17 protein-coding genes and 1 pseudogene are annotated in these 26,657 nt (G+C 40.5%); 10 read left to right on the forward strand and 8 right to left on the reverse strand.

Translation table 11 applies throughout. The features are described 5' to 3' along the window. Positions 1-38: 38 nt before the first annotated feature. Positions 39-1,088, reverse strand: a complete 1,050-nt coding sequence (locus FBB35_RS32330) for a cytochrome P450 (RefSeq protein WP_254625756.1) — start codon at positions 1,086-1,088, stop codon at positions 39-41. Between the two features lie 76 nt (positions 1,089-1,164). Further along, positions 1,165-2,118, reverse strand: coding sequence for a Rieske (2Fe-2S) protein (locus FBB35_RS32335; RefSeq protein ID WP_174713099.1), 954 nt, complete (start codon positions 2,116-2,118; stop codon positions 1,165-1,167). An 85-nt stretch (positions 2,119-2,203) separates the two neighbouring features. On the opposite strand from FBB35_RS32335, the gene FBB35_RS32340 reads away from it, so the two are divergent. Both FBB35_RS32340 and FBB35_RS32345 read left to right on the forward strand, forming a co-directional pair. Beyond that, on the forward strand, positions 2,204-2,350 hold the full coding sequence (locus FBB35_RS32340) for a hypothetical protein (protein ID WP_174713101.1): 147 nt from the start codon (positions 2,204-2,206) through the stop codon (positions 2,348-2,350). A 104-nt stretch (positions 2,351-2,454) separates the two neighbouring features. Further along, complete coding sequence (locus tag FBB35_RS32345) at positions 2,455-3,111, forward strand: TetR/AcrR family transcriptional regulator (RefSeq protein ID WP_174713104.1); 657 nt, start codon at positions 2,455-2,457, stop codon at positions 3,109-3,111. A 28-nt stretch (positions 3,112-3,139) separates the two neighbouring features. On the opposite strand, the gene FBB35_RS32350 is transcribed toward FBB35_RS32345, so the two are convergent. Continuing rightward, positions 3,140-3,715 (reverse strand): Uma2 family endonuclease, encoded by a 576-nt coding sequence (locus FBB35_RS32350; protein ID WP_174713107.1) that lies wholly within the window; start codon positions 3,713-3,715, stop codon positions 3,140-3,142. 154 nt (positions 3,716-3,869) lie between these two features. Here FBB35_RS32350 and FBB35_RS32355 point away from each other — a divergent pair, with 154 nt between their 5' ends. Then, positions 3,870-8,519, forward strand: a complete 4,650-nt coding sequence (locus FBB35_RS32355; RefSeq protein WP_174713111.1) for a DEAD/DEAH box helicase — start codon at positions 3,870-3,872, stop codon at positions 8,517-8,519. A 142-nt stretch (positions 8,520-8,661) separates the two neighbouring features. Here FBB35_RS32355 and FBB35_RS32360 read toward each other — a convergent pair whose 3' ends face one another. Further along, complete coding sequence (locus FBB35_RS32360; protein WP_174713114.1) at positions 8,662-8,880, reverse strand: toxin-antitoxin system HicB family antitoxin; 219 nt, start codon at positions 8,878-8,880, stop codon at positions 8,662-8,664. A gap of 83 nt (positions 8,881-8,963) precedes the next feature. Continuing rightward, a complete protein-coding gene (locus FBB35_RS32365; RefSeq protein ID WP_174713117.1) occupies positions 8,964-11,651 on the reverse strand; it encodes an HD family phosphohydrolase in 2,688 nt (895 codons plus the stop codon). Between the two features lie 538 nt (positions 11,652-12,189). Here FBB35_RS32365 and FBB35_RS32370 point away from each other — a divergent pair. Together FBB35_RS32370 and FBB35_RS32375 are read left to right on the forward strand one after the other, a co-directional pair. Then, positions 12,190-12,429 (forward strand): annotated as a pseudogene (locus FBB35_RS32370) (Uma2 family endonuclease); the annotation flags it as partial. Positions 12,430-12,551: 122 nt separating this feature from the next. Beyond that, positions 12,552-14,423 carry an aspartate kinase gene (locus FBB35_RS32375; protein ID WP_174713119.1) on the forward strand — a complete coding sequence of 624 codons (1,872 nt, stop codon included), beginning with the start codon at positions 12,552-12,554 and terminating at the stop codon, positions 14,421-14,423. Between the two features lie 28 nt (positions 14,424-14,451). Here FBB35_RS32375 and FBB35_RS32380 read toward each other — a convergent pair whose 3' ends face one another. Continuing rightward, positions 14,452-15,324, reverse strand: a complete 873-nt coding sequence (locus FBB35_RS32380) for a hypothetical protein (protein ID WP_174713121.1) — start codon at positions 15,322-15,324, stop codon at positions 14,452-14,454. A 377-nt stretch (positions 15,325-15,701) separates the two neighbouring features. Between FBB35_RS32380 and FBB35_RS32385 the strand changes: the two genes are divergently transcribed. The 5 genes from FBB35_RS32385 (at position 15,702) to FBB35_RS32405 (ending at position 22,172) form a co-directional block, all read left to right on the forward strand. Continuing rightward, entirely contained in the window at positions 15,702-17,759 is a 2,058-nt protein-coding gene (locus FBB35_RS32385) for a tetratricopeptide repeat protein (RefSeq protein ID WP_174713125.1), read from the forward strand. Positions 17,760-18,044: 285 nt separating this feature from the next. Next, positions 18,045-19,025, forward strand: a complete 981-nt coding sequence (locus FBB35_RS32390) for a magnesium transporter CorA family protein (protein WP_174713127.1) — start codon at positions 18,045-18,047, stop codon at positions 19,023-19,025. A 137-nt stretch (positions 19,026-19,162) separates the two neighbouring features. Further along, positions 19,163-20,644: an acyl-CoA synthetase gene (locus FBB35_RS32395; protein WP_174713130.1), complete on the forward strand. Its 1,482-nt coding sequence runs from the start codon at positions 19,163-19,165 to the stop codon at positions 20,642-20,644. A 5-nt stretch (positions 20,645-20,649) separates the two neighbouring features. Next, positions 20,650-21,486, forward strand: coding sequence for an alpha/beta fold hydrolase (locus FBB35_RS32400; protein WP_254625757.1), 837 nt, complete (start codon positions 20,650-20,652; stop codon positions 21,484-21,486). Positions 21,487-21,929: 443 nt separating this feature from the next. Continuing rightward, positions 21,930-22,172 (forward strand): hypothetical protein, encoded by a 243-nt coding sequence (locus FBB35_RS32405; RefSeq protein WP_174713133.1) that lies wholly within the window; start codon positions 21,930-21,932, stop codon positions 22,170-22,172. Positions 22,173-22,199: 27 nt separating this feature from the next. On the opposite strand, the gene FBB35_RS32410 is transcribed toward FBB35_RS32405, so the two are convergent. Both FBB35_RS32410 and FBB35_RS32415 read right to left on the reverse strand, forming a co-directional pair. Beyond that, positions 22,200-24,443 (reverse strand): DUF1796 family putative cysteine peptidase, encoded by a 2,244-nt coding sequence (locus FBB35_RS32410; protein ID WP_174713136.1) that lies wholly within the window; start codon positions 24,441-24,443, stop codon positions 22,200-22,202. Between the two features lie 331 nt (positions 24,444-24,774). After that, the gene (locus FBB35_RS32415; RefSeq protein ID WP_174713138.1) at positions 24,775-26,250 is read right to left on the reverse strand and encodes an AAA-like domain-containing protein; all 1,476 of its coding nucleotides are present in this window, start codon (positions 26,248-26,250) and stop codon (positions 24,775-24,777) included. Positions 26,251-26,657 lie beyond the last annotated feature (407 nt).

Consider the following 26,657-nt stretch of genomic DNA (forward strand, 5'->3'; position numbering starts at 1 on the left):
TTTGAGACTTAGTGTAACTAATAATGTAAAGTTTTGTATCAGCATTCAACATTTCTGGTCACAAACCAACCTGCTGGGATGCGATAGCCTCCATACTCAATATCCTTGAGGACACCACGATTATAGGCATACACAGGCGGATAGAGTCTTTCTGCTTCTTTTAGTACGTTGGTTAACTGTGGAAATTGTTTGAGATGAGACAGGCTCAGGGGATTATTTCCCACAACTGTTAATTGTTCTTGGCGCAGCCGCTCTCGCCATTCTGGGTGATTACCTAATTCAAATATTACCCAAGTTAGTAATGAAGCTGTTGTCTCATGTCCAGCAAACAGCAATAGTAATGCTTCGTTGATTACCTGTGTTTCGCTCAACTTATTGCCGTCTTCATCAACAGCCGCTAGTAGTAATCCCAAAACATCTTTTGATTCTTCTAAGTTACCCTGCTCGATACGTTGGGCGATTGCTTCACGCAAGAAAGCCACTAATTTACCCCTAGCATTTTGACCGCGACCATATAAAGTAAAAGGGAGATTCCATTTGAATATTGCCATGCTGCTATCTAACAGTTGTGTAAACCACTGACTGGTTTGCTCAACTTCGCTCTTGTTCTGACTTCCCAAAAATAGGCGAGTCGCAACCATCAGGGTAAGCTGACGGAAACTAGAATTTAAGGAAATCGTTCTCTGCTCTCCCCAATCTTTAAAGAAGTCTTGCACAATCTTTTGAATGGTATCGAAGTATGTAGCGATCGCTTTTCCGTGAAATGCTGGATACATTAAGCGACGAGTTAACCGATGTTCTTCCCCATCTTGTAATAAAATATTATTGCCAAATGTTGATTCTAGGAAATACCACCCTATCTGCGACGACATATTTTCCGCTTGTTCCGCCAGTACCAACCGATTAGCACTAGGGCCAATTAAATAAGCACGTTTACGCCCCAAGACGCTCGTTTTAAAAACTGAACCATACTGCTGGAATCGTCGCCATAAATACAACTCTGAATCCCGAAATATTTCCAAAGTCTCCCCCAAAATGGGTAAGCCATAGCTACCAGGAATTTCTTCGGCGGATTTTAGCTGCTGCATATTTAAGTACCTCTAGCAGGAATTAGCTACAGTATCTACTTAATTGTAAAGCGCAGTTAAGCTTTGTAAATCCAAATTACCAATCACGGTAAAGTTTTTCTGCATAGAACATAATCTCTTCATTTGGCAATTTAATTTTCGGTTTTTGCCGAGGATACAAACTCTCAACTGCACCTGTATCCTGTTCAATGACTGTGGCTGCTGCTTGTAAAACTGAGTTTTTAAACAGAAATTTCATCAAAGGATTAACTACTTTGGCATACATCAAAATAAACGTCTTGGTGATTTTTTCTGTTTCAGGGTAGAGAATATGAATTTGAGCAATATCACCAATCGGTGTTTTAGTAAAAAAACTAGTAGTTGAAGGAAAAGCGTATTTGAGTGTGTTATTGAGGTTTTTTGGTAAAATGCCTAAAATTGGGTTTTTTATAATTTCTTCTAGTGTATTATTATCTCTCCTCAAATCTTGTTTAATTGTGGCATAGTATCCTTTCTCTTCAAAAGAAGTGACATGGCAATATTTAATTTTAAATAGTTCTTTATGAGTCCCATTTTGATGGTTGTAGTCATAATTAACCATCAGATTACTCAAGAAGTTACCCTGAATACTTTTATCCCCAGTTACTCCAAGAAAATCGTATTCATCGACAATTTTTTGATGCAAATCTGGGATGGGTAATTTTGGCTCAAATCCAGCATAAGTCCAGATACAATCATTGCTAATAATTAGCTTTAATGGTTTGGTAATTGGCTGATTATCTTTTTTATCTCCTTGCTGTAGTCTGCCTTGTCCATCAAATTCTAGTGCATGAAAAGGGCAAGTAATAGTATCTCTTTCTTGGCAAACCCAGCCGTTTGATAATGGAGCTTGCATGTGTGGGCAGATGTTATCAAGGGCAAATACTTCGCCTTTTGGGTTTTGCCAAATGACATAATCCTGTCCGTTTAAAGTGATTTTATTAGGTTTATTCACTCCTAATGTAGATTTGTGCGCGATTAACCAAGGCGCACCTGGTAAAATTGGTTCCATTTTTCCTCCAAAATATTGATAATTTAATTTATTGAAGTTCGATAGATGCGTTAGCAAAAGGTAACGCAATCTTGGAAATTAAAAGTTGTGGACAAGCTGGTGTCAGTTGCCCTACATTGCTATTTTGAATGTCAATTGGGAAATTAAAGTCTTATCTGCAATGGACGAACTAACACTACCAAGCATTTACTTGGCTGACTTCGGCTACTGCATGGATGAGTTATACAACTAACTAAAAATTTAGTTAGTTGATATTAATGTAATAAATTTCATTTTCTATGTCAACTACTAACCAATTTTTTAGTTAATATATTTTCGTTATGATGATGGAGCAACGTGGGTCGTTCAACGCAATCAAAATTTTCATCTAAAAAGCCGCGTCAGGTGCGTGATGCAGAAGCGACGAAAAAGCAGATTCTTGATGCGGCGGAAGCGGAGTTTGCCAGAAATGGACTTCAAGGGGCGCGGACAGAGGCGATCGCTAAAGGTGCTGGTGTCACCACAGCGATGATTTACTACTACTTCCAGAGCAAGGAAGGACTATACCAAGCTGTTCTGCAACGTCCGGCGGTGGAGATGCACGAAGGGTTAGGACAGCTAAATCTGGATCAGTTTCCACCAGAGGAGGCATTGAAGCTACTTGTTAAAGAAGCGATCGCTTATGAAGCTGCTCACCCGCACAGAGGAATGCTTTGGTTTCAAGAAGCCAACCAAAATCAGGGAAAGTATTTCAAACAGGCAAACTGGCAAGAAAATTTTAGCTATCTCATCAAGATTTTAGAGCGGGGGATGGCAGAAGGTTATTTCCGTCAGATTGATCCATTTCTCACCACTCTGCATATTATTGGGGTTTGTAATATGTACTTCAACGCTTACGAAAACATCAAGCATACTAGACCCGATTTGCAACTGCTGAGTCCAGAAATGATTGAGCAGCATACTCAAGCAGCAGTTAATTTTATTGTGGCTGGGGTGCGACGTACTGGGAATTAGGTGATGAATATTGGGAAACTGCGATCGCTTAACTCAAAATCTGTGCTAAATCCAGTATAAATCCAGGCAATACATCCTCTCCTGATAAGCTAGTAGGCGATTGTAAAACCTCAACATGCTGTCCTTGGTGGTAAATTTCTACCTGTTGGTTTTGTGGATCAATCAGCCAGCCTAAACGCATACCGTTATCGATATACTCCTGCATTTTTTGTTGCACAGTCTTTAAGCTATCTGAAGCAGAGCGCAATTCTACGGCAAAATCAGGAGCCAGTGGTAGGAATCTTGCGGGGTCTGGATTCAGGGCTTCTAATCGCTCCCGGCTTACCCAGGATGCATCAGGAGAACGATTTGCACCATTAGGGAGCTTGAAACCCGTTGAGGAGTCAAAAGCCAAACCTGTGCCATCAGCGTCAGCCCAATTACCTAAACGCTGTGTGAGTCTACTATTGCGATTTCCGCTTTCCCATCCAGTTGGGGGCATGATAATTAATTCTCCCTCTGCCGTGCGCTCAAGTCGCAAATCTCGATTATTTTGACACAGTTGGAAGAACTGCTCATCTGTTAGTTCAATGGTGGGGCTGAGGTTCAGAATCAGGGCAGTCATAGTTGACTCTCAATCTTGCTAACTGTAGCGTAGCACTTGGTTGACATACTAGGTTGTTATTAATCTTTTAGTATTAAATTTTACATATACTTTTAAAAGTATCTAAGTTAAAAGCTTATATTGTAAATCTGATTAATATTAGAGAGTATCTTAAATGAAAGAAAGACAAAAAATCACTAGATTTAACGGAATATCAAAGTGGTTATCTAACTCAGTTAGTGAATCTGAAGATAAGCGGTACACACATCGTCTGCTCAAAGAAGATAAAAGCCAACGAGATATAATTCTCAATGAATTAATATTAATCGTTCAAAAAGCCCATGAAGATGCTCGATATCGCCTTCGTAAATTAGCAGGAAATTCTCTCGCTCCATTTGCAGATTTTTCAGAAAGCAATCCCAGCGAAGGTTATTCGGAATGTCTTCACATCCAGACTCTTAAAGGTTTTTTTGGAGAAATATTTGCAGGAATTATTGCTGAAAACTTTTCTCCTTTTGAACATGATGACTGGGAAGTTCCTGCTTTCCTTTTTCGATTTCATCCAGTTGTGTTTCAGCATTTAGAATTTATAAATCAAACTGGAGAAAGTGCCAAGAACCAACCTGGACGTACAGGTGATGATTGTCTTGCTTTTCGGCGTAATTTTGAAGGAGAAATAATTGGTTATTTGGCTTGTGAAGCTAAATGCACAGCGAAACATGATACAGATATGATATCTGAGGCGCATAAAAAAGCAAGTGCTGCAAATATAAAGTCAGTTGATATTTTGCAACTAATAGAAATTCTACTAGATTATAATGATTCTTTTTCATCAGAATGGGTTAATGCTCTAAGACTTTTACGACAAGAAAAAAATAACCAAATTTATAAACGCTGCGATTTAGTTAGTTATATATGTGGTCAACATCCTGTCAAAAAATTAGCCTGGATATCCACCAATACAGCGCACGAAAAATATACAGGAGGAAGAAGACTTGAAGCAGTTGAAATTCACCTACATGAAGTTGAAAATCTTATTAAAACTGTCTATAATCAGCCAACAAGTACAACATATTCAGTAAATATTTCTACCCAGACAGTTCAACAACCAGATGATGCAGAGTTTGCTTTTGCCACCTCTGATGTCATAGTAGAGGGTGAAGTTCTGCAAAATGAGATGACTCAACCAAGTAACGAAGTCATTGCTTTAGCGAAAGAACTACAAAATAGTCTTGCAGGTAGCAGACTAACACCAGCAATTGCAAAACTTTATAGCCAACATACTAGACTTCGCGCAGGAGGAAAGGGATTAATTGGGTGGCGAGAAGATGAAGCAGGTGAAAGATTAAATGATGCTATGCGCCTTATTGAGGCTGCATTTATCCAGCGAGAAGCTGGAGATATTAACTGGCGTAATGGAATGCTACGGGCTGGTGAGTTATTTGAATGGCTATCTCATCCCCAACTAAACCCGGATTTTTTACCAATTCGTTTACTTGCAGCAGCTGTGTATGAACTTGCTGGTTATCCTGCTAGAGCTGCGGGTTTACTCAATGAAGATATAAATGAGGGGATAGAGTCAGAAATTCTACGTTCTTTGCTAAAAGCTGATTTTCCCAGTTTATTGCAACAGCTGACAGAATATTGGGCAACTGCAACATCATCAAATTTCCAAACTGAAACAAGTCTTCTTTGGGATGACAACGATACATCTGCTGACAGATTTAACAAATTGATTGTTAAAGAAACTGCTAGTTCTTTAGGAATTTTATGTGCAAAAATGCGCTGGGGGAATGAATCAAGATTAGAAAAAGCTATTGAAAAACTTTCTGATATTGCTAAGGTGCTTCTTCATGGACATGACACTTATTCTTGGCTTTTAGGAAAATTGTGCGCTGAAGTTACGTCTGTATATATACAAACTTCTCTACGACATCATCTAGAATTGCTTTCTCAGATGATTACTCCAAATGGTAGAAATTTCTTAGAACGTTATTTACGTCAAAGTTATCAAAAGTGTAAAGCTTTAGCATGGCGTTCTCAAATTTGTGGAATCGAACGACTAGCAACAGCAGAATCATTTGCGCTCTGTACCCCTACAGGTTCAGGAAAAACAACGATAGCTGAAATTGCAATTTTGCAAAGTTTGTTTTTTGAAACAACAAACTCTAACAGCTTAAGTAACTCTGCTCCTTTAGTAATTTACTTAGTGCCAAGCAGAGCGCTTGCCACAGAAGTTGAATCAAGTTTGTCTCGTGTTTTAAAGCGCTCCACTAATAACAATGTCATAGTTACAGGGTTATATGGAGGTACTGACTGGGGGCCAACAGATGTATGGCTGACATCAGAACAGCCAACAGTTTTAATTTGCACTTATGAAAAAGCAGAAGCTTTGATGAAATTTTTAGGGACTCTATTTATCCGTAGAGTGTCGCTTATTGTACTTGATGAAGCCCATACAGTTCAATTTGATGGTAATAAAAATTCTTTGCAGAAAGCTGAAAATAGAGCCTTACGCTTGGAATCTTTAGGTGCAAGACTGTTTACCTATGTAGAACAAAATCACAGCCGAATTGTTGCGCTATCCGCTGTTGCTTCAGAAACAGAAGTAGCATTAGCAAGCTGGATAGAGAATCAAACCAATGCTAGCCCAGCAAAGACATATTACAGAAGTACACGCCAATTAATAGGCCGGCTTGAATGTCTCACAGGAAGAGGGTTTAGAATAAACTATGACTTACTTGATGGTAGAAGGTTAAGATTTGAGGAAGATGGTCAAGCCACACCCTTCATTCAGAGTCCATTTCTAACATATCCCCCTGCTGGTACATTAGAAACACACAAAAGTTCTGGAAAGCGTGTTCGCCCTTATCTATTCTGGACTGCTATGCACTTAGCATCACCAGATGATAAAGTACAGCAACGAGCAGTACTGATTTCAATAACACAGCAAATTGGGGGTTATGCTGAGGATTTTTTGTATCTTTTAAATAAAAAATGGGCAAAAATATCAAAGCCTTTCTTTTTTCAACCGCCTTCAGAACCAGAAAAAGTTAAAATTTGGGAGAATTGTTTAGACTCTTGTGAAGACTATTTTGGTGCTGATTCCCGCGAATACCAATTACTACAGAAGGGCATTGTGATACATCATGGAAAAATGCCTGGGTTAATGGCTAGATTACTAATCGATTTAATAAGTGAGCGAATTATACATCTGGTTATAGCAACTTCAACACTTTCTGAAGGCGTTAATCTCCCTTTTGAAACTGTTCTAATTCCCAGCTTACAACGTTGGTCAGATAACGATCAAAAGTATATAGACATTAATTCTCGTGAATTTGGTAATTTGGTTGGTCGGGCTGGACGACCTGGATTTGGGACTGAAGGGCGTAGCTTAGTGGTTTTGCTTAGTACTGAATCTATAGAGCAAATCAAAGATAATAAAGACAAATATAATGCTAATAAGACTCGTGATAAATACAACTTTTTGATAGAAAAATTAACAGTACAAAATAATGACAATTCTGAAATTTCAAATTCTCCAAGCCCTTTAGTTCAATTATTGCTTCATTTAGAGCAACAATGGCAAAGTATTTCTCTTTCTAGTTCACAAGATACTTTTTTAGACTGGCTCGAACAAACTGCACCACTATCTTACAGCAATAATCTTTCTGAAGCAGAATCATCAGCAATTGAAACTCTAGATTCACTGGATAGTATTTTACTGTCTGCAATTGTCGAAATTGAGCATCTAACAGCAAAAGATTTAAGCGCTAATGAGTTGGAAGAACAACTTCAAAAAATTTGGCGACGAAGCTTTGCATATTATGCTGGTTACGAACAAGAAAGATTAGAAAATTTATTTATCAAGCGAGGTAGAGCATTAAAAACAGAAATTTATAGTAATTATTCACAGCGTCGGCGTTTGTATCGTACCAGCCTGCCACCGCGTGCTGGAAATGAACTTTTAACTATTTATCCTAGACTTAAAGAACAGTTACAAAAAGGTGAAAATTATATAATCTGGACATACGACCAACGCTTTAACTATATTCAAAATGTAGTTGGTGATCTCGGAGAAATTTCAAAATTTAAGCTGAAGACTCCATCAAAGAAAACTTCAGGCGATACTACTTGGAATGAAATATTACGTTGGTGGCTTGATCCTACCAAAGCAATTAAAAAACCAAATCCGACTCAAATTTCAAATTGGCATTCATATATTAGTCAAAATTTCGGATATAAATTCAACTGGGGCTTAGGAAGTGTTATTGCACTAGCAATAGATGAAGCATTTGGTGGCGAGTTAGTTGAATCATCTCTCGAAAACTGGTCACAAACTGGGCTACCTTGGATTGTTTTCTGGATGAAAGAACTTATAGTATGGGGAACGTTAGATCCAGTAGCAGCATACTTGCTTGCTAAAGTAGAAGATGTAACAACTCGTAAACAAGCTGAAGAATTAGCGCAAACTTACTATCACTACATTAGCGAAAGAGAAACAGAAGCCAATGAATATCTTAATGCAGTGAATATCAAAAATTGGGTAGAGCAATCATTTTCTAACGTTGAACGACATTTACCAACTCCCAAACCTCCTAATCAAATTAATGTCAATCTGCTGAAAGATTTCAGTAAAGCTCCAAGTAAAAATTGGAGAGTAGTACCAGTAGAAATTGGTGATGATATTCAATGGTTTGATTTAGCAGGATTTCCACTCGCAATTTGTCAAAAGCCTGAAAAGTGGCAGTCTGATTTTCTAAATACCTATGACTTTATGCTAGATGCGGAAAATCGAGTTGTTTCATCAATGGTTTATGTTTGACTTTACGAGGGATGTTTGAATCAGTAAAGGCTCAATATATGCTTTTAGAGGCTATTCGTGCTTTTGATTCCATAACTGCTTTAAGCTTTTTCTCGCAAATTAGGTGATTGGTTGCATCATTGCGCTATAGTCTTTCTTATTTTTATTCTGTCAAAGCGTCAAGTTTAGCCAGTATTCTCAAGCCTTCTTCTGGGTTGCCAGTTGCAGCCATTGCTTTAAATCTGCTATTGGTATCAAATTCTTTTAGAGCTATGGTGGAAAATTCTTCAATCAGCTTATTTACACTTATGCCTTTAGCTTGAGCAAGTTCTTTTAATCTGTTGTGTTTTTCGTCTGGTAAACAAATAGTTAAAGTAGCCATTTTTGTTTAACCCATAATAATTTTTTCGGGTTTTAAGATTGATAAGTTAGGAAATAACAATTCAGTATTTTGGAAATCTTTAATTACGAATTACGCACGACGTTACTAGCTTTCAACTTCGGGTAAGCAATGCGTTTGTGATGAAATTGCTGCCAAACATCCACAAATATCTGGGCAATTTGTGACATCTCTTCCCGTTTTAGTCCTGAATCAACGAGTTGATTGTCTTGCCATTTCGCACGCAGAATATTATTCAGCATTGCTAAAGCTTGTTCAGTGGAGACATCTTTAAGCAATGGCTTCTCTCCCACACCCTTACCTGAACCTGATGCTTGCAGCGATCGCAACGCTGCTTCGCAAGAGTCCGCTAACATGACAATTCCGGTCTCGCGTGATTGGGGAATCGGGCCATCGTAGCGAAAATCTGCATCATCTACTGTTAAACTTGGATCTTCCTGAGCCATTTGCTGGGCTTGGTGATGGAAATAGGCAATTAGCATCGTTCCCTGATGCTCTGGAATAAAAGCTTGAATCGCCGTCGGTAAAAGGTGTTTACGTGCCATCACCAACCCTTCAGTTACGTGCTTTTTGATAATCTCTGCACTCTTCCAAGGGTCTTTAATCTCTGTATCGTGTTTATTCGGCCCCCCCATTTGATTTTCAATAAATCCAAGTGGATCGTGCATTTTACCAATATCGTGATATAATGTCCCAGCCCTAACTAGTTCAACATTGCATCCTAGTTCTTTGGCAGCAGCTTCGGCAAGGGTAGCTACAAATAATGTGTGTTGGAAAGTTCCAGGAGTTTCTGTAGCGAGTCGTTTTAATAAGGGCCGATTAGGGTTCGCCAACTCCGCTAAACGGATGGGAGTGACCAAATCGAAAACTTTTTCGAGATAAGGACTTAACCCCAAAGCTATAACACTCCAGCCTAAACCGGATAAAGCAAAAAACCCGGCTTCTCGGAGAACGATATACCAGGTTGAACCAAATGCTTGACCAATTAAGATTTTAACAACCAAGTAAATACTGGCCTGAGTTAAAGCGATCGCAACCCCTAATAATGCCAATTCTTCACGCGATCGCAATCGTTGCGCTATGTAACTACCTAATATTGCCCCACCAGCACCAGCTAAAAGCGCAACTTTGCTCATATCCAAGATAACAGCTAATATCGGCAACAACAGTCCAACAACTGTTAACCCTAAAGTCGGGCCGTAGAAGCTTCCCAACAATAAACCAAGGGCGCTCCAAGTGGTGTAAGGCAATCCCATTGTCACCAATCCTGGCACACTTAGAGTTAGCAATAAAACTAATAAGCGATCGCGTTGTCGTAATTCATAATCAACATGTCGTTCTACCCAGACAAAAATGCCAATGGCGATCGCAATTACCCCTCCTAACTTCAACAACCCCCGCCATTTTACTTCTCGGCGAACCAGGCGATAATGCTCCAGCACCTCTAAGTTCCATGCAGTAATTTGCACTCCTCTTTTAACAATTACCTCACCACGCCGTACCTCTTCCATCACAGGTGGCACTCCAGCAGCAGCCTTTTGCGCGTTTTCTCTCGTTTCTTCTTCATCTTTTTGCAGATTCGGCTTGAGTACAGCGAGCAACAGGTTCTTTGCCAAAGGTTCGGCGGATTCTGGTACAAGGGACTGCAATTGTAAACTCACCGCATCCTGTAAGATATTTTTTGGCAGTCCTTGTGGGATGCCTTGGGTGAGAATCCGTTCTGCACTCTGATGGATTCCCATTTGTGTTTTTTCCCACTCCACATCTGACAAATCCAAAAGAAAGGATTCCTCGTATACTGCTTCTGGGGTAACAGTCTCTAACTGTAAAAGTTTGGTAGTCGCTTCGGTGTATCTTTTGCGTGTTTGGGAAATTTGGGCAATCAGTAAAGACAAGTTTTTCTCAGAAGTTGTGACACGGTAAGATTCTAGTTCTGCAACTGCTTGAGTAAAATCAGTACTTTGAGAAAAATCAACTGGCTCTGTTTTTTGTGACGTTGTGCGCGGTTGGCGTTCAGTTGATGATGGACGTGATGAGGCGGCGGTTTGCCCTGTTCCTTTCTTCTGCTGATTTTTACTATTTTCTACGGCAACTAGTACCGCTTGCCATTCTGAGTCATTACAAGAGCGGAGGTAACGTTGGGTAGAGATGGACAAAACGACAGAATCAAAAAAAGGAAAAGCTCCAGCAACAGCGCGAATTTCGTTACCATCATCTAGAAGTTGTTGCAAATTTTCGTTGATTTGTTCGTTCATTCGCGCATCCAGCATCAACACTTGTAAGGAGCTTCTACTGACGGCTTTGCGCTCGGCTTCTGTTTTTTTCTGATCTTCGATTTTAGCTGTATAAGGCGCTGTAATAGTTTGGGGCGCGGGATGTCCTACTTGGAGTTGAGTTTGGTTGTATAATTTTTGCCCAATAACGCCTGTAAGGGATAATACAGCGATCGCTAAAATTCCCAAGGAGCGGTGTTCATGCACCCAATCTAAACAGACTGAATAAATACTACTCTTAGTTGTCACCGATTTTGCCTTTGACTGGAGCGCTCTTTCTTGTTTTCGACGAGCCCTTTTGTCATTGGTTTTGGATAAAAATAAGATTATATTCTTCAGGAAAGTCCTTAAAAGTTGCTTTCTATCGCTTTTACTTTTGGGACTTCTCATTAACTTTCCTTTACGGCGTAGTCCTTTGTACTGTCGCCGCCAGTGAGTCAATTGCTGGGTTAAGAACTGCAAAAATTGCTGCATTTTCATTATCTCTGCCTGCAATTGCCTACTTTGATAGCTCAAAAAAAAGACAATCATCAGGGAAATTTGATCTGCTACTATTGCAACTACGGTGACGGAGGCTAATTAAAGCTGATTTGCCACAATAGCTACTGACAGCATCTGTCTGAGGTTTGCTGAAAAGTTCTAGTATATAAGACTAGTACACTATAGCAATGGGCAAAAGCCCCTTGTCTAGTTAATTGAGATGGTAGCTGGATTTAATTCAAGCTCTCCTATATGTTTTAAGCTATTGTGCCTTTAATTTGCACTAATATTTTTTCAATATGATTGTGGGGTGGGCATCTTGCCATTCGTGTCAAGTTAATAACAATAGAGTCTTGTCAAGAAGGGCCTACTAATTGACTAAACTCAACAAAAGGTTGCTGAGTTTAGTCATGAGTAAACCACGGAAAAAACAAGGGAATTCAGACTTTCGTCATCGTGTAACGGCGCTAGCGCCTGATTAGAACAAAATGGCTTTTATTTATTAAGGAAAGGAGGAAATCATTCGATTTATACTAAATCTAATTCTACAGAAGCTTTTGACAGGGGCGATAAATTCGCTGATTATCAAACACTAGAAAGTTTGCAAGAGTATATATTAATTAATACAAAATGTCAGCGAGTCGAGTGTTTTCGCCGCAATGAGCAGGGGTTGTGGGTTTTACAATCCTATACAGCAGAACATCAATCATTTCGACTCAACAGCGTGGATTTTGAAGAAAAAATGACAGCACTTTACGAAGATGTAGTTTTTGAATAATCAACTGATGATTGGGTATGCTACACAATTTTTAGTAAACTAAATATCTATTAATATCTTCAACGCTTCCTAACCCGGCGGAGGCATTGAGCAAAACAGACACAATTGATTGCATAAAAGTTATGGCGCTCATAGTTCAGAAATACGGTGGTACATCTGTCGGTTCAGTGGAACGCATTCAAGCTGTCGCACAGCGTGTTTATAAAACTGTTCAAGCTGGAAACTCTCTGGTAGTAGTGGTTTCGGCAATGGGCAAAACCACCGATGGACTCGTCAAACTCGCTAATGAAATTTCTCCCAATCCGAACCGCCGGGAAATGGATATGCTGCTTTCCACTGGCGAACAAGTAACCATCGCCTTACTCAGCATGGCTTTGCAGGAACTCGGACAACCAGCAATTTCCATGACTGGCACTCAGGTAGGAATTGTTACCGAAGCTGAACACAGCCGCGCTCGGATTTTGCATATTGACACTACTCGCCTAACTCGTCACATCAATACAGGCAAAGTAGTTGTAGTAGCAGGGTTTCAAGGCACATCTAACGCCGGAGAGATGGAAATTACAACTTTGGGGCGCGGTGGTTCTGACACTTCGGCAGTGGCGATCGCAGCCGCATTACGAGCTAATTTTTGTGAAATTTATACAGATGTTCCAGGGATTCTAACTACAGACCCCCGCTTAGTAGCCGAAGCCCAATTGATGGATGCCATCACCTGCGATGAAATGTTGGAATTAGCTAGCTTGGGCGCAAAAGTGTTGCATCCCCGTGCTGTGGAAATTGCTCGGAACTATGGTGTTCCCCTTGTAGTTAGGTCTAGTTGGACAGATGAACCAGGTACTTGGGTGACATCAGGTAAACCACAAGGGCGATCGCTAATTAATCTCGAAATTGCCCGTCCGGTGGATGCTATAGAATTTGATACCGATCAAGCGAAGGTGGCTTTGTTGCGCGTACCCGATAAACCAGGCGTAGCTGCAAGGTTGTTCGGCGAAATTTCCCGACAAAAAGTAGACGTAGATTTGATTATTCAGTCAATTCACGAAGGTAACAGTAATGACATTGCCTTTACTGTCACCACCCCAATCTTAAAACGGGCCGAAGCAGTAGCCGCAGCGATCGCCCCAGCACTAAGAAATCCATCTAACCCCAAATCTGACGAAGCCGAGGTAATGCTAGAACATAACATTGCCAAAGTCAGCATCGCCGGTGCTGGAATGATTGGCCGTCCTGGTGTAGCTGCAAAAATGTTCGCCACTTTAGCCGAAGCAGGTGTGAATATTCAAATGATTTCCACCAGCGAAGTGAAAGTAAGTTGTGTAGTCAATGCCGCAGAATGCGATCGCGCCGTCACTGCACTTCGCACCGCCTTTGAAATAGAGACAGGAGAAGAGGGGACAAGGGGACAAGGGGGACAAGGGGGACAAGGAAGAATCATTGAAGAAAATTCTCCCTTGTCTTCCCCCTCTCCCTTGTCTCCCCCCTCTCCTCCCGTTCGCGGTGTTGCTTTAGATTTGAATCAAGCGCGTCTTGCTATTCGCCAATTGCCAGATCGTCCAGGGATGGCGGCGAAGTTATTTGGATTATTAGCACAGCATAATATCAGCGTTGACATGATTATTCAATCTCAGCGCTGTCGGGTAATTGATGGTGTTCCTAGGCGAGATATTGCCTTTACAGTCTCGCGGATAGACGGGGAAAATGCCAAAAAAATGCTTACTCAAGTAGCGGCAGAGTTAGGATGGGGTGAAGTGGTTTTAGATAGTGCGATCGCTAAAGTGAGTATTGTTGGTGCAGGTATGGTGGGACAACCAGGTGTTGCTGCAAAAATGTTTGAAGCGCTAGCCCAACAGCAAATTAATATTCAAATGATTGCCACCTCAGAAATAAAAATTAGTTGTGTTGTAGCACAAGAGCAAGGTGTTAAAGCTTTGCAAGCCATTCATGCCGCTTTTGGACTAGCTGGTAGTGAGAAAGTTGTCGTGCCAGTATAGAACTAAAGTTTGAATTTTAAATTGCTGATTATCTATCTTTGAAATGCCATTTTTCCATCATGGCTACCATTTCTGAAAGCCGATGTTCACCACACCAAACTAAATCAAGTTTTTTGAGTTGTTCAAGACTGATACCACCCTCTTCCTCAGCAATGTGGTGATATTCTTTATCTCCCATTGCTGCTAATAAATGCCCAAAAATAATCATTTCATCGAACTGGGGATTTGTCTCTGGATCGTTCAAAATTGCCATTGCTCGTTCTTGCGACAGTCCTTGGAGAGCATTGACAATAAATCGTGTGGGAAAGTCCGCATCTTTAAGTTGAGGATGACGCGATACTAATCCAGCCAATAGCACTCCTAGATAAGCAGCCGCTTGAGAATTACTCAGTAACTCTATTTGTTGAATGGCAATCTCAGTCAAATTGGTAAAAAATGCACACCCTAACTGCTGTTCGATGGTGGTAACTGGATCTAAAACTAGCGAGGATTCTAACTGTGCCTCAAATGCTGTCTGATGCTCCTGGGGCACTTCACTAAGTAAGACTTGCTTGGCGCGATCGCCTATAATAATACTGCGATCGCACCCAGAGCTAAAGTCTTTGCCCGGTTCCAAACCTTTACTCACTAGAATTTTAAAGACGTTACTTTGAGCTTTTCTCTCCATCTGTTCATATTGGGCTTGTCCAAGAAAAATTTGACAAAACCAACTGTGGCTGTCAGCATCGCATTCAACCATTACCTCATTAACAATCAAATCAGTTAACTTTTCCGCTCTCAAAATGCTTTGTAACTTTACAACTAAGCTATTAATCGCAGGGATATCGCGGTCATTGAGCGCTTTGATCAATTGACGCTTCGCAGTAGCTACTAAGGCTTTTTTTCGCCCAAATACGTTCATTTCCGATTTCTTATCTGGGGTTATACATAATTCAAACTGCTATTTTTTTACCCTATTTTAAGATTATTTGTCATCAGTCGCATTGCTGAATAGTCCCAATCAAAATATCCTCCCTATGGATTAACTTTTTTATCCCAAGCCTCGTTGAACTCACAAAATTTTACTTAAGTCTGTTAGTATATAACCGTACTAAATCAATAACATTCTTTTAATAAAAAAAAATATTGCTAGCAATATGCAGCATCAGCTAGTAATTAATACTTTTACCTGCCACAATGGCATTGATTTGTTTTGACTAAATATTTTTTCAAAAAAAATAGTACCAGTAATAACACGTAAGCTATAATCAAACAATTTATAAGACTATATTTATATTGATGCCTATTCATTTACTAGATGGACGTTACCGAATACTAAAAGTTCTAAATGATGGGGAAAAGGCAAAAACCTATCTAGTTGAAGATGCGAGTCTTCCTGAGAGCCAATTTGTAGTCAAGCCGTTACGTAGTTCTAGCGGCAATTCTCAAGCCTTAACTATTCTGCCTCGCTTGTTTGCCAGTAAAGCAGAAACTTTAGAAAAACTAGGGCAGGAAAACAACCAAATTCAGAAGCTAATTGCTTATTTTGAAGAAAACGAAGAATTCTATATAGTCCAAGAATTCATCCCTGGTAATCCTTTTACTGAGGAAATTATCCAGGGACAAACTCTACGAGAAGACCAAATAATTTATCTTTTATCAGAGATATTAGAAATTTTAGTGATTGTACATAGCTTAGGTGTTATTCACCGGAATATTAAACCAGCAAATATTATTCGCAGAGAGTCAGATAAAAAATTAGTGTTGGTTGATTTTAGTAATTTTAATGAAGCCATCACTAATAATGCTGAAAATCTCGAATATATGCCTATAGAACAAGCTAATGGCAATGTTAAATATAACAGTGATATATATGCTTTAGGTATGGTTGCGATCGCAGCACTTTTAGGTTTACCCGCAAACGAAATATCTAATTTGCAAAATCAAAAAAATCGCCTGACTGGTGAAATACTTTGGTATAACAAAAATGTAAAAATTAGCAAAAAGCTAGTAAAAATTATTAATAAAATGGTGCGTTTGGACTATCGGAAGCGCTACCAGTATGCAACCGAAGTTTTAGATGACCTGAAAAAGTTAACAGATGTTGAAGTTCCGCAAAAACAGCCGGGTAAAAAATTATTAATAGTTTTAACTGGGATAGCTGGCTTAATCATACTTGGTATAGGAGTGCGGTTTTTAAATTCACCAAAGCCTATAAGTAATGCTCAAAAAGAATTATATCAAGAAGGGCTAGATAAATATGATGCAGGAAATTATGAAGGAGCAGTTGAAGATTTCAATCGCGTTATTGAATTAGATCCGAAAAATGCTTTAGCTTATAATAAGCGAGGCGATGCTTATTATCGATTAGGAGACTATGAGCAAGCACAAGCAGACTCTAGTCAGGCCATTTTACTCAATCCTCAAGATGGTAATGCCTATTTTGACCGAGGATTTGCTTTTTCGGAATTAGGCAAATACAAAGAAGCGATCGCAGACTATACTCAAGCGATTAAATTAAACTCTGATGATGCATACCCTTACTATGGGCGAGGGTTAGCCCGTGTTCAATTGAAAGATAATAAAGGGGCAATTGGAGATTTTAGTAAAGCGATCGCCCTCAAGCCTCAATATACCGAAGCCTATTTACAGCGAGGGATTATCCGCCGTCGCCTCAGACTCAAGCAAGGGGCAATCGAAGATTTTGATACAGTAATTAAAATTAATCCTAGTGATGCCAAAGCTTATTATCAGAGGGCTTTAACTCAATCTATTAATAAGCAAAAATATGCAGCCCTTAAAGATTACACAGATGCAATTAACATTAATCCAAAATATATAGAAGCATATCTCAATCGAGGTGATGTTTTCAGCGATCTGGGAAATAAAGTCGAAGCCACTGAAGATTACAATACTATTTTACAGATTGACCCTAAATTTATTGCTGCTTATATCCATAGAGGTATTCACCGCTTTTCTTTTGGAGATTATAAAGGCGCTATTGAAGATTACAGCGAAGCTCTGAAACTAGATCCTAATAATATAGCAGCTTACAACAATCGTGGTAACGCCTATCTTGAACTGGGGAATAAAAAAGCTGCCAATCAAGATTATTCGCAAGCGATCGCAATCAATGCTAACAACGCCTTAGCCTACTATAACCGGGGTGTGATTCGCACCAAGCAGAAAAATAAAGAGGGAGCGATCGCAGATTTCAAAAAAGCTGCAAAACTATTCCAACAGCAAGGCGAAAAAGATAGTTATCAAGATGCACAGAAAGAAATTGCAATTCTGCAAAACAATTCAGAACCAGTGAAAACTTCTCGTCCTAAATCTGGGAAAACGGAAAAAAATTGAGCTATGACTCAATACCGTCATCCCATGTTATGACAATCCATCTTATACTATTAGCCCAATATGCCCCAATCCGCTTGAGTTTCCCTTACTCTCCGTAAAAAGGAGGGAATTAGAGCAAGCCATTTAAGATGAGTTGGGGGGAGCTTCCGAGGTAAAATATCACTGTAATATGTCTATTTAACATCAGAAATCGTAGACTTTGACCTTTTATCTGTCGTTGTAGTTAAATCAATTATCGCTCAAGATGAGTCACCGCATTTTTTCACGGTTCAATAGGATGGCTATATGCTAATTCTCCTCACTTTTTATCCAGATAACCTGGAAATATTCACTCACAGGGATGTCGATACGGTACTGAAAAGAATTGATGCTTCTCAGAATATTTGGTTGCGCTGTGTTCAGTTTCGCGATCGCACTGGAACGGCTAAAATTATCAAACATTTTGAACTCAATCCATCTCGTGTTAACATGATTTTCAACCATTCCCCTTTAGGAATTGATGAAGACGTAGAAGATTGTTTATTTGACAGCTATGAAATTCTAACTGCTCAAATCAAAAATCATGAATTTGAGGTTGCACGTGGCAATATTGTAGTTGGAAATAATTTTATAATTACGTTTGAAATCACTGAACTAAAAGTTTTAAACATTTTAACTAATAATTTACAAAAGCACCCTATAGATATTAAAAAGTGGGGAATTGACTATCTTTTTTATCTCATTTTTAAAGAGATTTTGAATAATTATCATATTGTCTTTGAGTATATTTCTAGAAAACTTGATGATTTAGAAGATGAAGTCTTAGATGATTCTGGTGATGAATCAACGTACCAAAGAATTGCCATTATGAGGCAATCTACTCGTTCAGGACGGCGTAATTTTCAAAGTATTAAGTCACTTATGGCTATTATGGATTACGATGATTTTCAATGGATCACCCAGCCAGTGAAAGAACTATTCAAAGAAGAGTTGGTTCATCAAGTTGATAAATTATGGCAAGAATATCAAGCTTTGAGAGCCTGGATGTCAGAATTAATGGAAATCCAACGCGATAATATTGCTAGCAAAACTGGTGAACGAATTAATCGCCTGACTATCCTTTCGACCGTATTCTTACCAATTACGTTCATGTCTGGTTTCTATGGTATGAACTTCAAATATATGCCGGAATTAGATCAACCTTGGGCTTATCCTGCTGTAATCAGCGTAATGCTATTAATTGTAATTATTAGTATTGCTTATGCTAAAAAACAACGTTGGTTGTAGCATCCATAGCAATGCGATTTTATTTCTGAATCATTTGTAGAGGAAGGGAATAGGGGATAGTAAAATTTACATCTTGTTTGGCATTGCTATATGCTTTCTGTAAGTAGACTGCATTAACCCTAAATCGGTAAATAAACGTGAATCTCCCATTGATTATTCGTGCTGAAGAACACAGCGATAAAATAGCCATTACTACAACGGATGGCTCGTTTACATATCGAGATTTACTCTACACTTCCAGTCAAATAGCAACAAATCTTCTTCAGAATAAAGAAGATTTACAAGAGGAGCGAGTCGCCTTCCTCATCCCACCTGGATTTGAATATGTAGCCACTCAATGGGGAATTTGGCGTGCTGGTGGCATAGCTGTACCTCTGTGTGTTTCCCATCCCCGCCCAGAATTGGAGTATGTAATTACTAATTCTGGAGCATCAATTATTGTTGCTCATCCTAATTTTGAGGGTACACTGCAATCGCTCGCCGAAGAACACAATTTGCGATTTATCCTCACCTCAGAAACGCTTCCATCTAATATTGCTCGTCTCCCAGGGGTAGATATCACAAGACGCGCCTTAATTCTCTACACTAGCGGTACTACAGGTAAACCGAAGGGTGTAGTTACTACTCATCAAAATATTCAAGCGCAAGTGACTAGCTTAATCACCGCTTGGGAATGGACATATAGCGATCGCATTTTACATATACTGCCACTACATCATATTCATGGAATTATTAACGTACTGACTTGTGCTTTATGGGCTGGCGCAGAGTGTCAGATGTTGAGCAAGTTTGATACCGAAACTGTTTGGAGGCGAATTTGTGACGGTAACTTAACCCTATTTATGGCAGTACCAACAATTTATGTAAAGCTCATTACCGCTTGGGAAAATGCCTCTAGGGAACGCCAAAAAAAGATGTCAGAAGGCTGTGCTAAAATGCGCCTGATGGTTTCTGGCTCGGCAGCATTACCAGTTCAAGTTTTAGAAAAGTGGCAGAGTATCAGCGGTCATTTTTTGCTTGAGCGGTATGGGATGACTGAAATCGGTATGGCGCTATCCAACCCTTTACACGGTGAACGGTTGGCTGGATATGTAGGAAAGCCTCTGCCTGAAGTTGAAGTCAGATTAGTAGATGAGAACGGATTAGTCTCAGCCGGAACACCAGGAGAGATCCAAGTTAAAGGGCCCGGAGTGTTTCTCGAATATTGGCAAAACCCCGAAGCAACCGTCAAAGCCTTCCAAGATGGCTGGTTCTGTACTGGAGATACCGCCGTCATTGAGAACGGTAGCTACCGCATTCTGGGACGGATGAGTGTGGATATTATCAAAACCGGAGGGTATAAAGTTTCAGCTTTGGAAATTGAAGAAGTATTGCGATCACATCCAGATATTCAAGAATGTGCAGTGGTTGGGGTTGCAGATATAGAGTGGGGCGAACGGGTTTGTGCTGCATTAGTATTGCAAGGGTTACAACCTTTGACATTAGAATCTTTCAGAAGTTGGGCAAAAGAGCGATTGGCTGTTTATAAAGTGCCAACCCAAATTTTGATAGTTGAAGAATTACCGCGCAACGCTATGGGGAAAGTGATTAAGCCGACGGTGGTTAGGCTATTTAAATAATAGCGATGCCCCTGTTGTCAAAGCTAGCCGCGAAACTTGTTGACAATACTGCAATACGTGAGGTAGAAGATAAGCACAATTTAAAAAACTTAAATATAGCTATGAGTCTTTTTTGTCTAGTTCATGGTGCTTTTCAAGGCGCTTGGTGTTGGGATTTGTTAATTCCTTATTTAGAAGCGCAAGGTCATAAAACAGTAGCAATGGATTTACCAATTGAAGATGAATCTGCAAGTTTATCGCAATTTGCAGATGTAGTATTGCAAGCGCTTCCAAAAACTGATGATGATATTGTACTGGTTGGTCACTCAATGGCTGGTACTGTTATTCCCCTGGTTGCAGAAGTGCGTCAAGTACGTCAACTGGTATTCCTGACTGCGCTGATTCCATACCCAGGAACTAGTACACTTGAGCAATTTTCTCATCATCTCGATTCTGATAGCCTCAAAACATTAAATTACGAACCAAAAGAGTCACATCAACTTGAACAATTTGATGATGAACCTTATATGTTTAATCCTGTTTCTGCTGGGAAAAACTTTTCAGATGAAGCAGTATTGATGGAATTTTTTTATCAAGATTGTCAGCCAGATGTAATGCGCTGGGCACTCTCAAAAGGACGTTTGCAGCAATCAATGGCATATATTTATGAGGTTAATTCCTTGAATACTCTACCAAATGTAGAGTATAAATATATTTTTTGTACTGATGACCTGATAATCTCTCCTGCATGGTCACACTATGCTGCACGTAAGCGTTTGGGAGTTGATGCCATAGAACTGCCTGGAGGACATTGCCCACACTTGTCTCGTCCTGCTCATCTTGCCTCAGTATTAACTAAATGATCGGTAGATTAGGATAATAAAACCAAACACCGATATTATATTCGCCTCTTGCTTGCTAGTCCGCATTAAGTGGGAGGGCTTGAGTAATCTAAGAGTGATCGCTTTTTCCCACCCTTTTGAAGTAGTCTTTGGTATTTTAGGTGGACACCAAAAGAGGTTTTTACTAAACACCCCAAGGGATTCCAGAATTCCTCGCATGACTTCTGTGCAATACATACATCCAATGCCCCAAATCGCCATACATCCGATCGGGATTAAACTCCACATTGTAGATTATTGTAGTGACCCATGCTACAAAGTGGTCTTTCTTGACCAAGGTTGGGACGGTCTACTACTCTTTCTAAGATACAAGGTTGGGTGGAACAGAGTTAAACCCAACCTACGCAGTTTATGGTTTTTGACGCTAACTGAACTGTATTGCGTTATGACCAACTCACGGTAAGTTGAAAAACTCAAACAACCCAGTCGCCGAAATAGCAAATGAGTTCGCCGAAGTAACAAATGCGAACGTCGAAATAGCAAATGAGTTCGCCGAAGTAGCAAATGCGAACGCTAAATCAACAAATGAGTTCGCCGAAGTAACAAATGAGTTCGCCGAAGTAACAAATGAGTTCGCCGAATCAACAAATGAGTTCGCCGAATCAACAAATGCGAACGCCGAAGTAACAAATCGAACGCTGAAATAGCAAATGCGAACGCTTCTACCTAGTTTTTCACCCCTTCGGTATTTTCGGCGGACACCAAAAGAGATTTTTACTAGACACCCCAAGGGATTCCAAAATTCCTCGCATCACCTCTGTGCAATACATCCAATGACCCAAATCGTCATACATCCGATCAGGATTAAATTCGACATTGTAGTGCAACACATTGGGAAGGTCTAAAAACTCATCATCGCTTTGGGGAGAAAGAAGCAAGAGATGAAATGGCTTCCCCTGGCATTGTTTTTGCAGCTTGTTGACTAAATCTATCACACCACCGCGATCGCTAATTCCTGTACGGACGAAAAGCACTTTGTCGCAGTGCTGCAATGCGTACCAAAATCTTTCAGAACGTGCCGTATATCGAACGCGCATCCGTTCATGGACGGGAGACATATCGTTTATCGGATCATCTGCCTCCTCAACTTCATGGGCAAAGGATAAACCTGACCACTTACTATGGTAAATCCTCCCTGCATACGGGCTGTAGTGCAAAAAAGCAGGATTCCACATATCATAAAAACCGTTTTCGATCGCATCCGCAACATCTGCAATATTAGTCGCGCGCGTTAGATCGAACGGAAAAGCGGGGCCATCGTACTCCATCTTATATAGCATCATACGGACGGCACAGCGATCGCCAAGGGGAAGAATTGCCACACGGCTGACATCCGATAACTGACATTTGTATTGGAAAAACACCGCAGACTTAGGTGGTGCTTTCACCCGACTTTCTAACCCATCTTTGCCAATCATCATAGTACGAAAGGGAATGTCAGGATGAAGCTGATCTTCATAAACACCCGATGGCATGGCTTTAAGTGCGTTGCAAATTTCTGTCCACATCGGTTGAATATTGTACTCGTTATCTGATTCGTTGATTATCCAGAGGTGGCGTTCGTCTGCTTGCAAAATTCCCAGATGCCCGTCATAGAACAAAACCTGTGAGTTGTTTGGCAAAAAAAGATTGAAGGCAGCGCTATATTCTAAGTCTGCGCCAGGGGGGATATTTACTGTGGTGGCGATCGCACCATCTTCTTGCACGGCAAAGAAGGGGAGCGTCCCTGGTTTAACAGACTTTGCAATGTAAATACCTGGTATCAATCCTGCCCGACTTTGTAATGCAGTTTGCAATTCTTGCCAATAGGGAACGATCGTGTAACTGTATTGTGATGAATTAACGATCCGTAAACGCTTCTCTTCGATACACACAGAGATATGAAAGCCAGCATTGTCAAAGTAGACGCGAAACTCATTCGGTTGCTGGAAACGCTGTTTTTCTTTTGCCAATTCGTCTTTGTCGATGTCGAATAGGTGCTGGTCGATCTGCTCATACATAAGGCTATGACCGACCGTGTTCGGGTGAGCCGGATCGAAGGATGTCCCCGCTTTCCATCGTCCTTGTCCATCATCCACGGCTGCGAACCAATCTAGTACGGTTACGTCCCAACTTAGCATCCGCTTATGTGTGTCTCGGAGCAGCCAGTAATGTTCTTGAGAATAGTCGCCATTAGGATAGACTCCTCCCAGAATCGGAATTGCGCCGATGTCCCGCGTCATTTTCACCAACTGCTGCAAGCCACTTTCAAACCGACGTTGTACTGCCCGCCGTTCGTGAGGGGGACAGTAGGCTAACCCTTCGTTGCCCAGAGAAAGAGCAATAATTACGATATCCGGTTGTTGTAGGGTGACAACTGAGCCAAATCGAGCGATCGTTCTGCTGACATTTGCCCCCACTTCCGACACATTTACCAATTGATGCCCATATTTTTGCTCTAAAGCCTTTGTTAACAACCAGACCCAACCTTTCAAAAACCAGGCTTTATGACCTAATGCGACGGAACTGCCAATGACCACAATTTTGAGTCTCTCAGCCCTTTCTTGCACGGGCATCTTGACAGTTGATTTCTCAATGTATCCAAAGGGGTAAGGCTGTAAATAACCGAATGCACCATCATCCACAATAATTGTGCTGGAATGATCCTTAGAATCAATCGGTATCCATCGGTTTGTATCTAGTAAGCTCTCCCATTGAGCATTGCCGTTGACATCGAGGCGGACGTACTTATATTCAACTCTCTGTTGACTGCCTGATTCTTGAATTTCAATATCCGTCCACCATAGAGGATAGCGATCGCCACTTGTACGCAGATGGATACATTTTTTAATGTCCCACAGTCCCAACTCTGGAGTAGAACCGACCAGACCGATGAATTCACCTGTTTGCGTGTATGCACTGATCTGGAATCGATACATAGAATTTATCCTGTTTTCGTGAGTACGATACCAAACAGTCAGGCTGAAATATTTAAATCTACTTTGACAATATCACATAGAATTATTAAGAATCTGGTATGGATATTGTCAAGTATACTGAAGCCATGATAAAAACTAACCAAAGCTATGAGCAGCAAAGGTTTTTTACGATAAAATCGGATTTTTATAGAAGATTTTATACTTAGTCAAATAGACTATATTGTATTAAAAGTCTTTGTACAACTAAGAACAAATCAACGAAAGGATAAGATTAAGTTAAATTTTCCCTTCAACGTCCCACTTAAAATTTGTGTGCCTGTTCTTAGCACCTCTAACTGTTGATTTGCAGCAGGCGATCGCAGAAAAAGGGACGAAATAACTCGCAGGCGAGACTTGCCTTCAGCTCGTGCAGATGCACTAACCCCATTTTGTGCAACTGGGAGCCTTGCACAGCCTCACAATCTACAGGGCTTGACTGTCTGACGATTTCTATAAACGATGGCAATAAATCGGGATAACGTTGCAGGTTCCACCATTGCTGTTCTAGGTGGTCTGCATAGATGGCGGCAGCGATCGCAGAATTTTCTAAGAGTTCTTCTAGGGTTATTGTCTGCTGCTGTAGATAATAAAATGCTAACTGCAACCGATAAGGATGTCCCCCCAACAGAGCGATCAGGCGCTGGGTTTGTGACGAGCTTATCTCCTGTTCGCACCTATATGCTAGATCCTGCACTTGAGCAGGAGTAAACTCAGGTAACTCAATAACCAGCCCAGTATTCAAGAGAGAGGGATCGATGGAGGGAGGCATCAGAATTTCAGTAGAATCAACCGTCACCAATCGCAGCTTGTGCCAAGGATTAATGTCTGCATCGGCTTCTTTGCCTTGCTCAGACCATGTTCGTAAAAGTAGGAGAAATTCACGAGCAACATCGGGGTAGACAAAAAGCTGGTTGAGTTCATTGATCGCAATGACTAGGGGGCGATTCTCTCCTGAAGAGACTCCGCGATCGAGGTTGGGTAAGATTACATCCTGGAAATAATCAGTGGCATTTGATTTGCTGCCCAAAGAGTTATGCCAAAAACTAGCAATTTCATTTGGCAAGTCTAACTGCTTACTGACTCTGGCACAGAACCATTTTAAGAAGCGTTCTAGGTTCTGTAAAATCTCGTCGTTAGCAAGTTGCAAGTTCACGGAAACGGCGCAATGACCCTGGGAGTTAGCATAAGCCAGGATGCGAGTCATTAGGGAGGTTTTGCCCATTTGCTTGGGCGCGCGGATGTTGATCAATGCACCGGATTGCTGAATGGCTTCGTAACAGAGGGATTCGAGAATAGGACGGTCAATGTAGAAGACTGAATCCAGGGGCATCTGCCCTCCTGGTGTAGTTAGGAGATGAGGGTAGAAATTGTCTGGCGTTCGTTCCATTTTGTGGGTTTGCCCTACATTGCTGCGAGAATCGCATACTGGTTCGATGCGATCGCAGGCTTCAGCCGGGGACATTGAGCCAATCTCGGCAAGACTGTCTTGATGAGGCTCCAGATAAAAATAATCGTCCTTTAACAATGTCATATTAAAGGCATGGAAGCAGCGCTCTAAGGTTCGTTTATCGACTCCTACTGAGCCATTAAAGACCTTACTGAGGGTATTGGGGGTTAAACCTGTTTTCTCACTGAGGTCTTCGAGAGTGTATCGTTTAAAGTTTTGCTCAATTTCTAACTGAGCTTTTGCCTGATTGAGTTTCCTTGAGGCTTGAGCCGTCAGAGTCGCACCCCGCCTTCGTAGATGATTTTTCGATTGTAATTGCATTTTTAATCAAAAAAATATAAAAATGTACTAAAAATTTACCTATTAGGGTAGGTGAATACTGTTATTACTTATGCCGTTTCCAAATTTATGCAGTATAGTTACAAATCTTAAGGATGTAATTTCAAAAAGTTTATTCTGAATACGCCTTGGAGTTGGATTTTGCTCAGGAAAAGGTAAACAGAAGCATAGTTCTTAACTTGGGGTTTTTTCCAAAGTTAAGAACGACGTTAATCAATGGTTGTAAAGCACTTAAATTTTCGTTAACTGGAACCCAGATGGGGAAATGCTTTGGGGATTTGCTAGTGCTAAATCCTTAACTTTTTTCTTAAAATTGCAAACTTTACTGGTGTTGGCGGTAAAAATTCCGCAAGCTCGAATAATAATCTTATTTCACTAGCTTGTCGCTA

Origin of the sequence: Nostoc sp. TCL240-02 (assembly GCF_013343235.1) — a bacterium.
Classification (GTDB): Bacteria; Cyanobacteriota; Cyanobacteriia; order Cyanobacteriales; family Nostocaceae; genus Nostoc.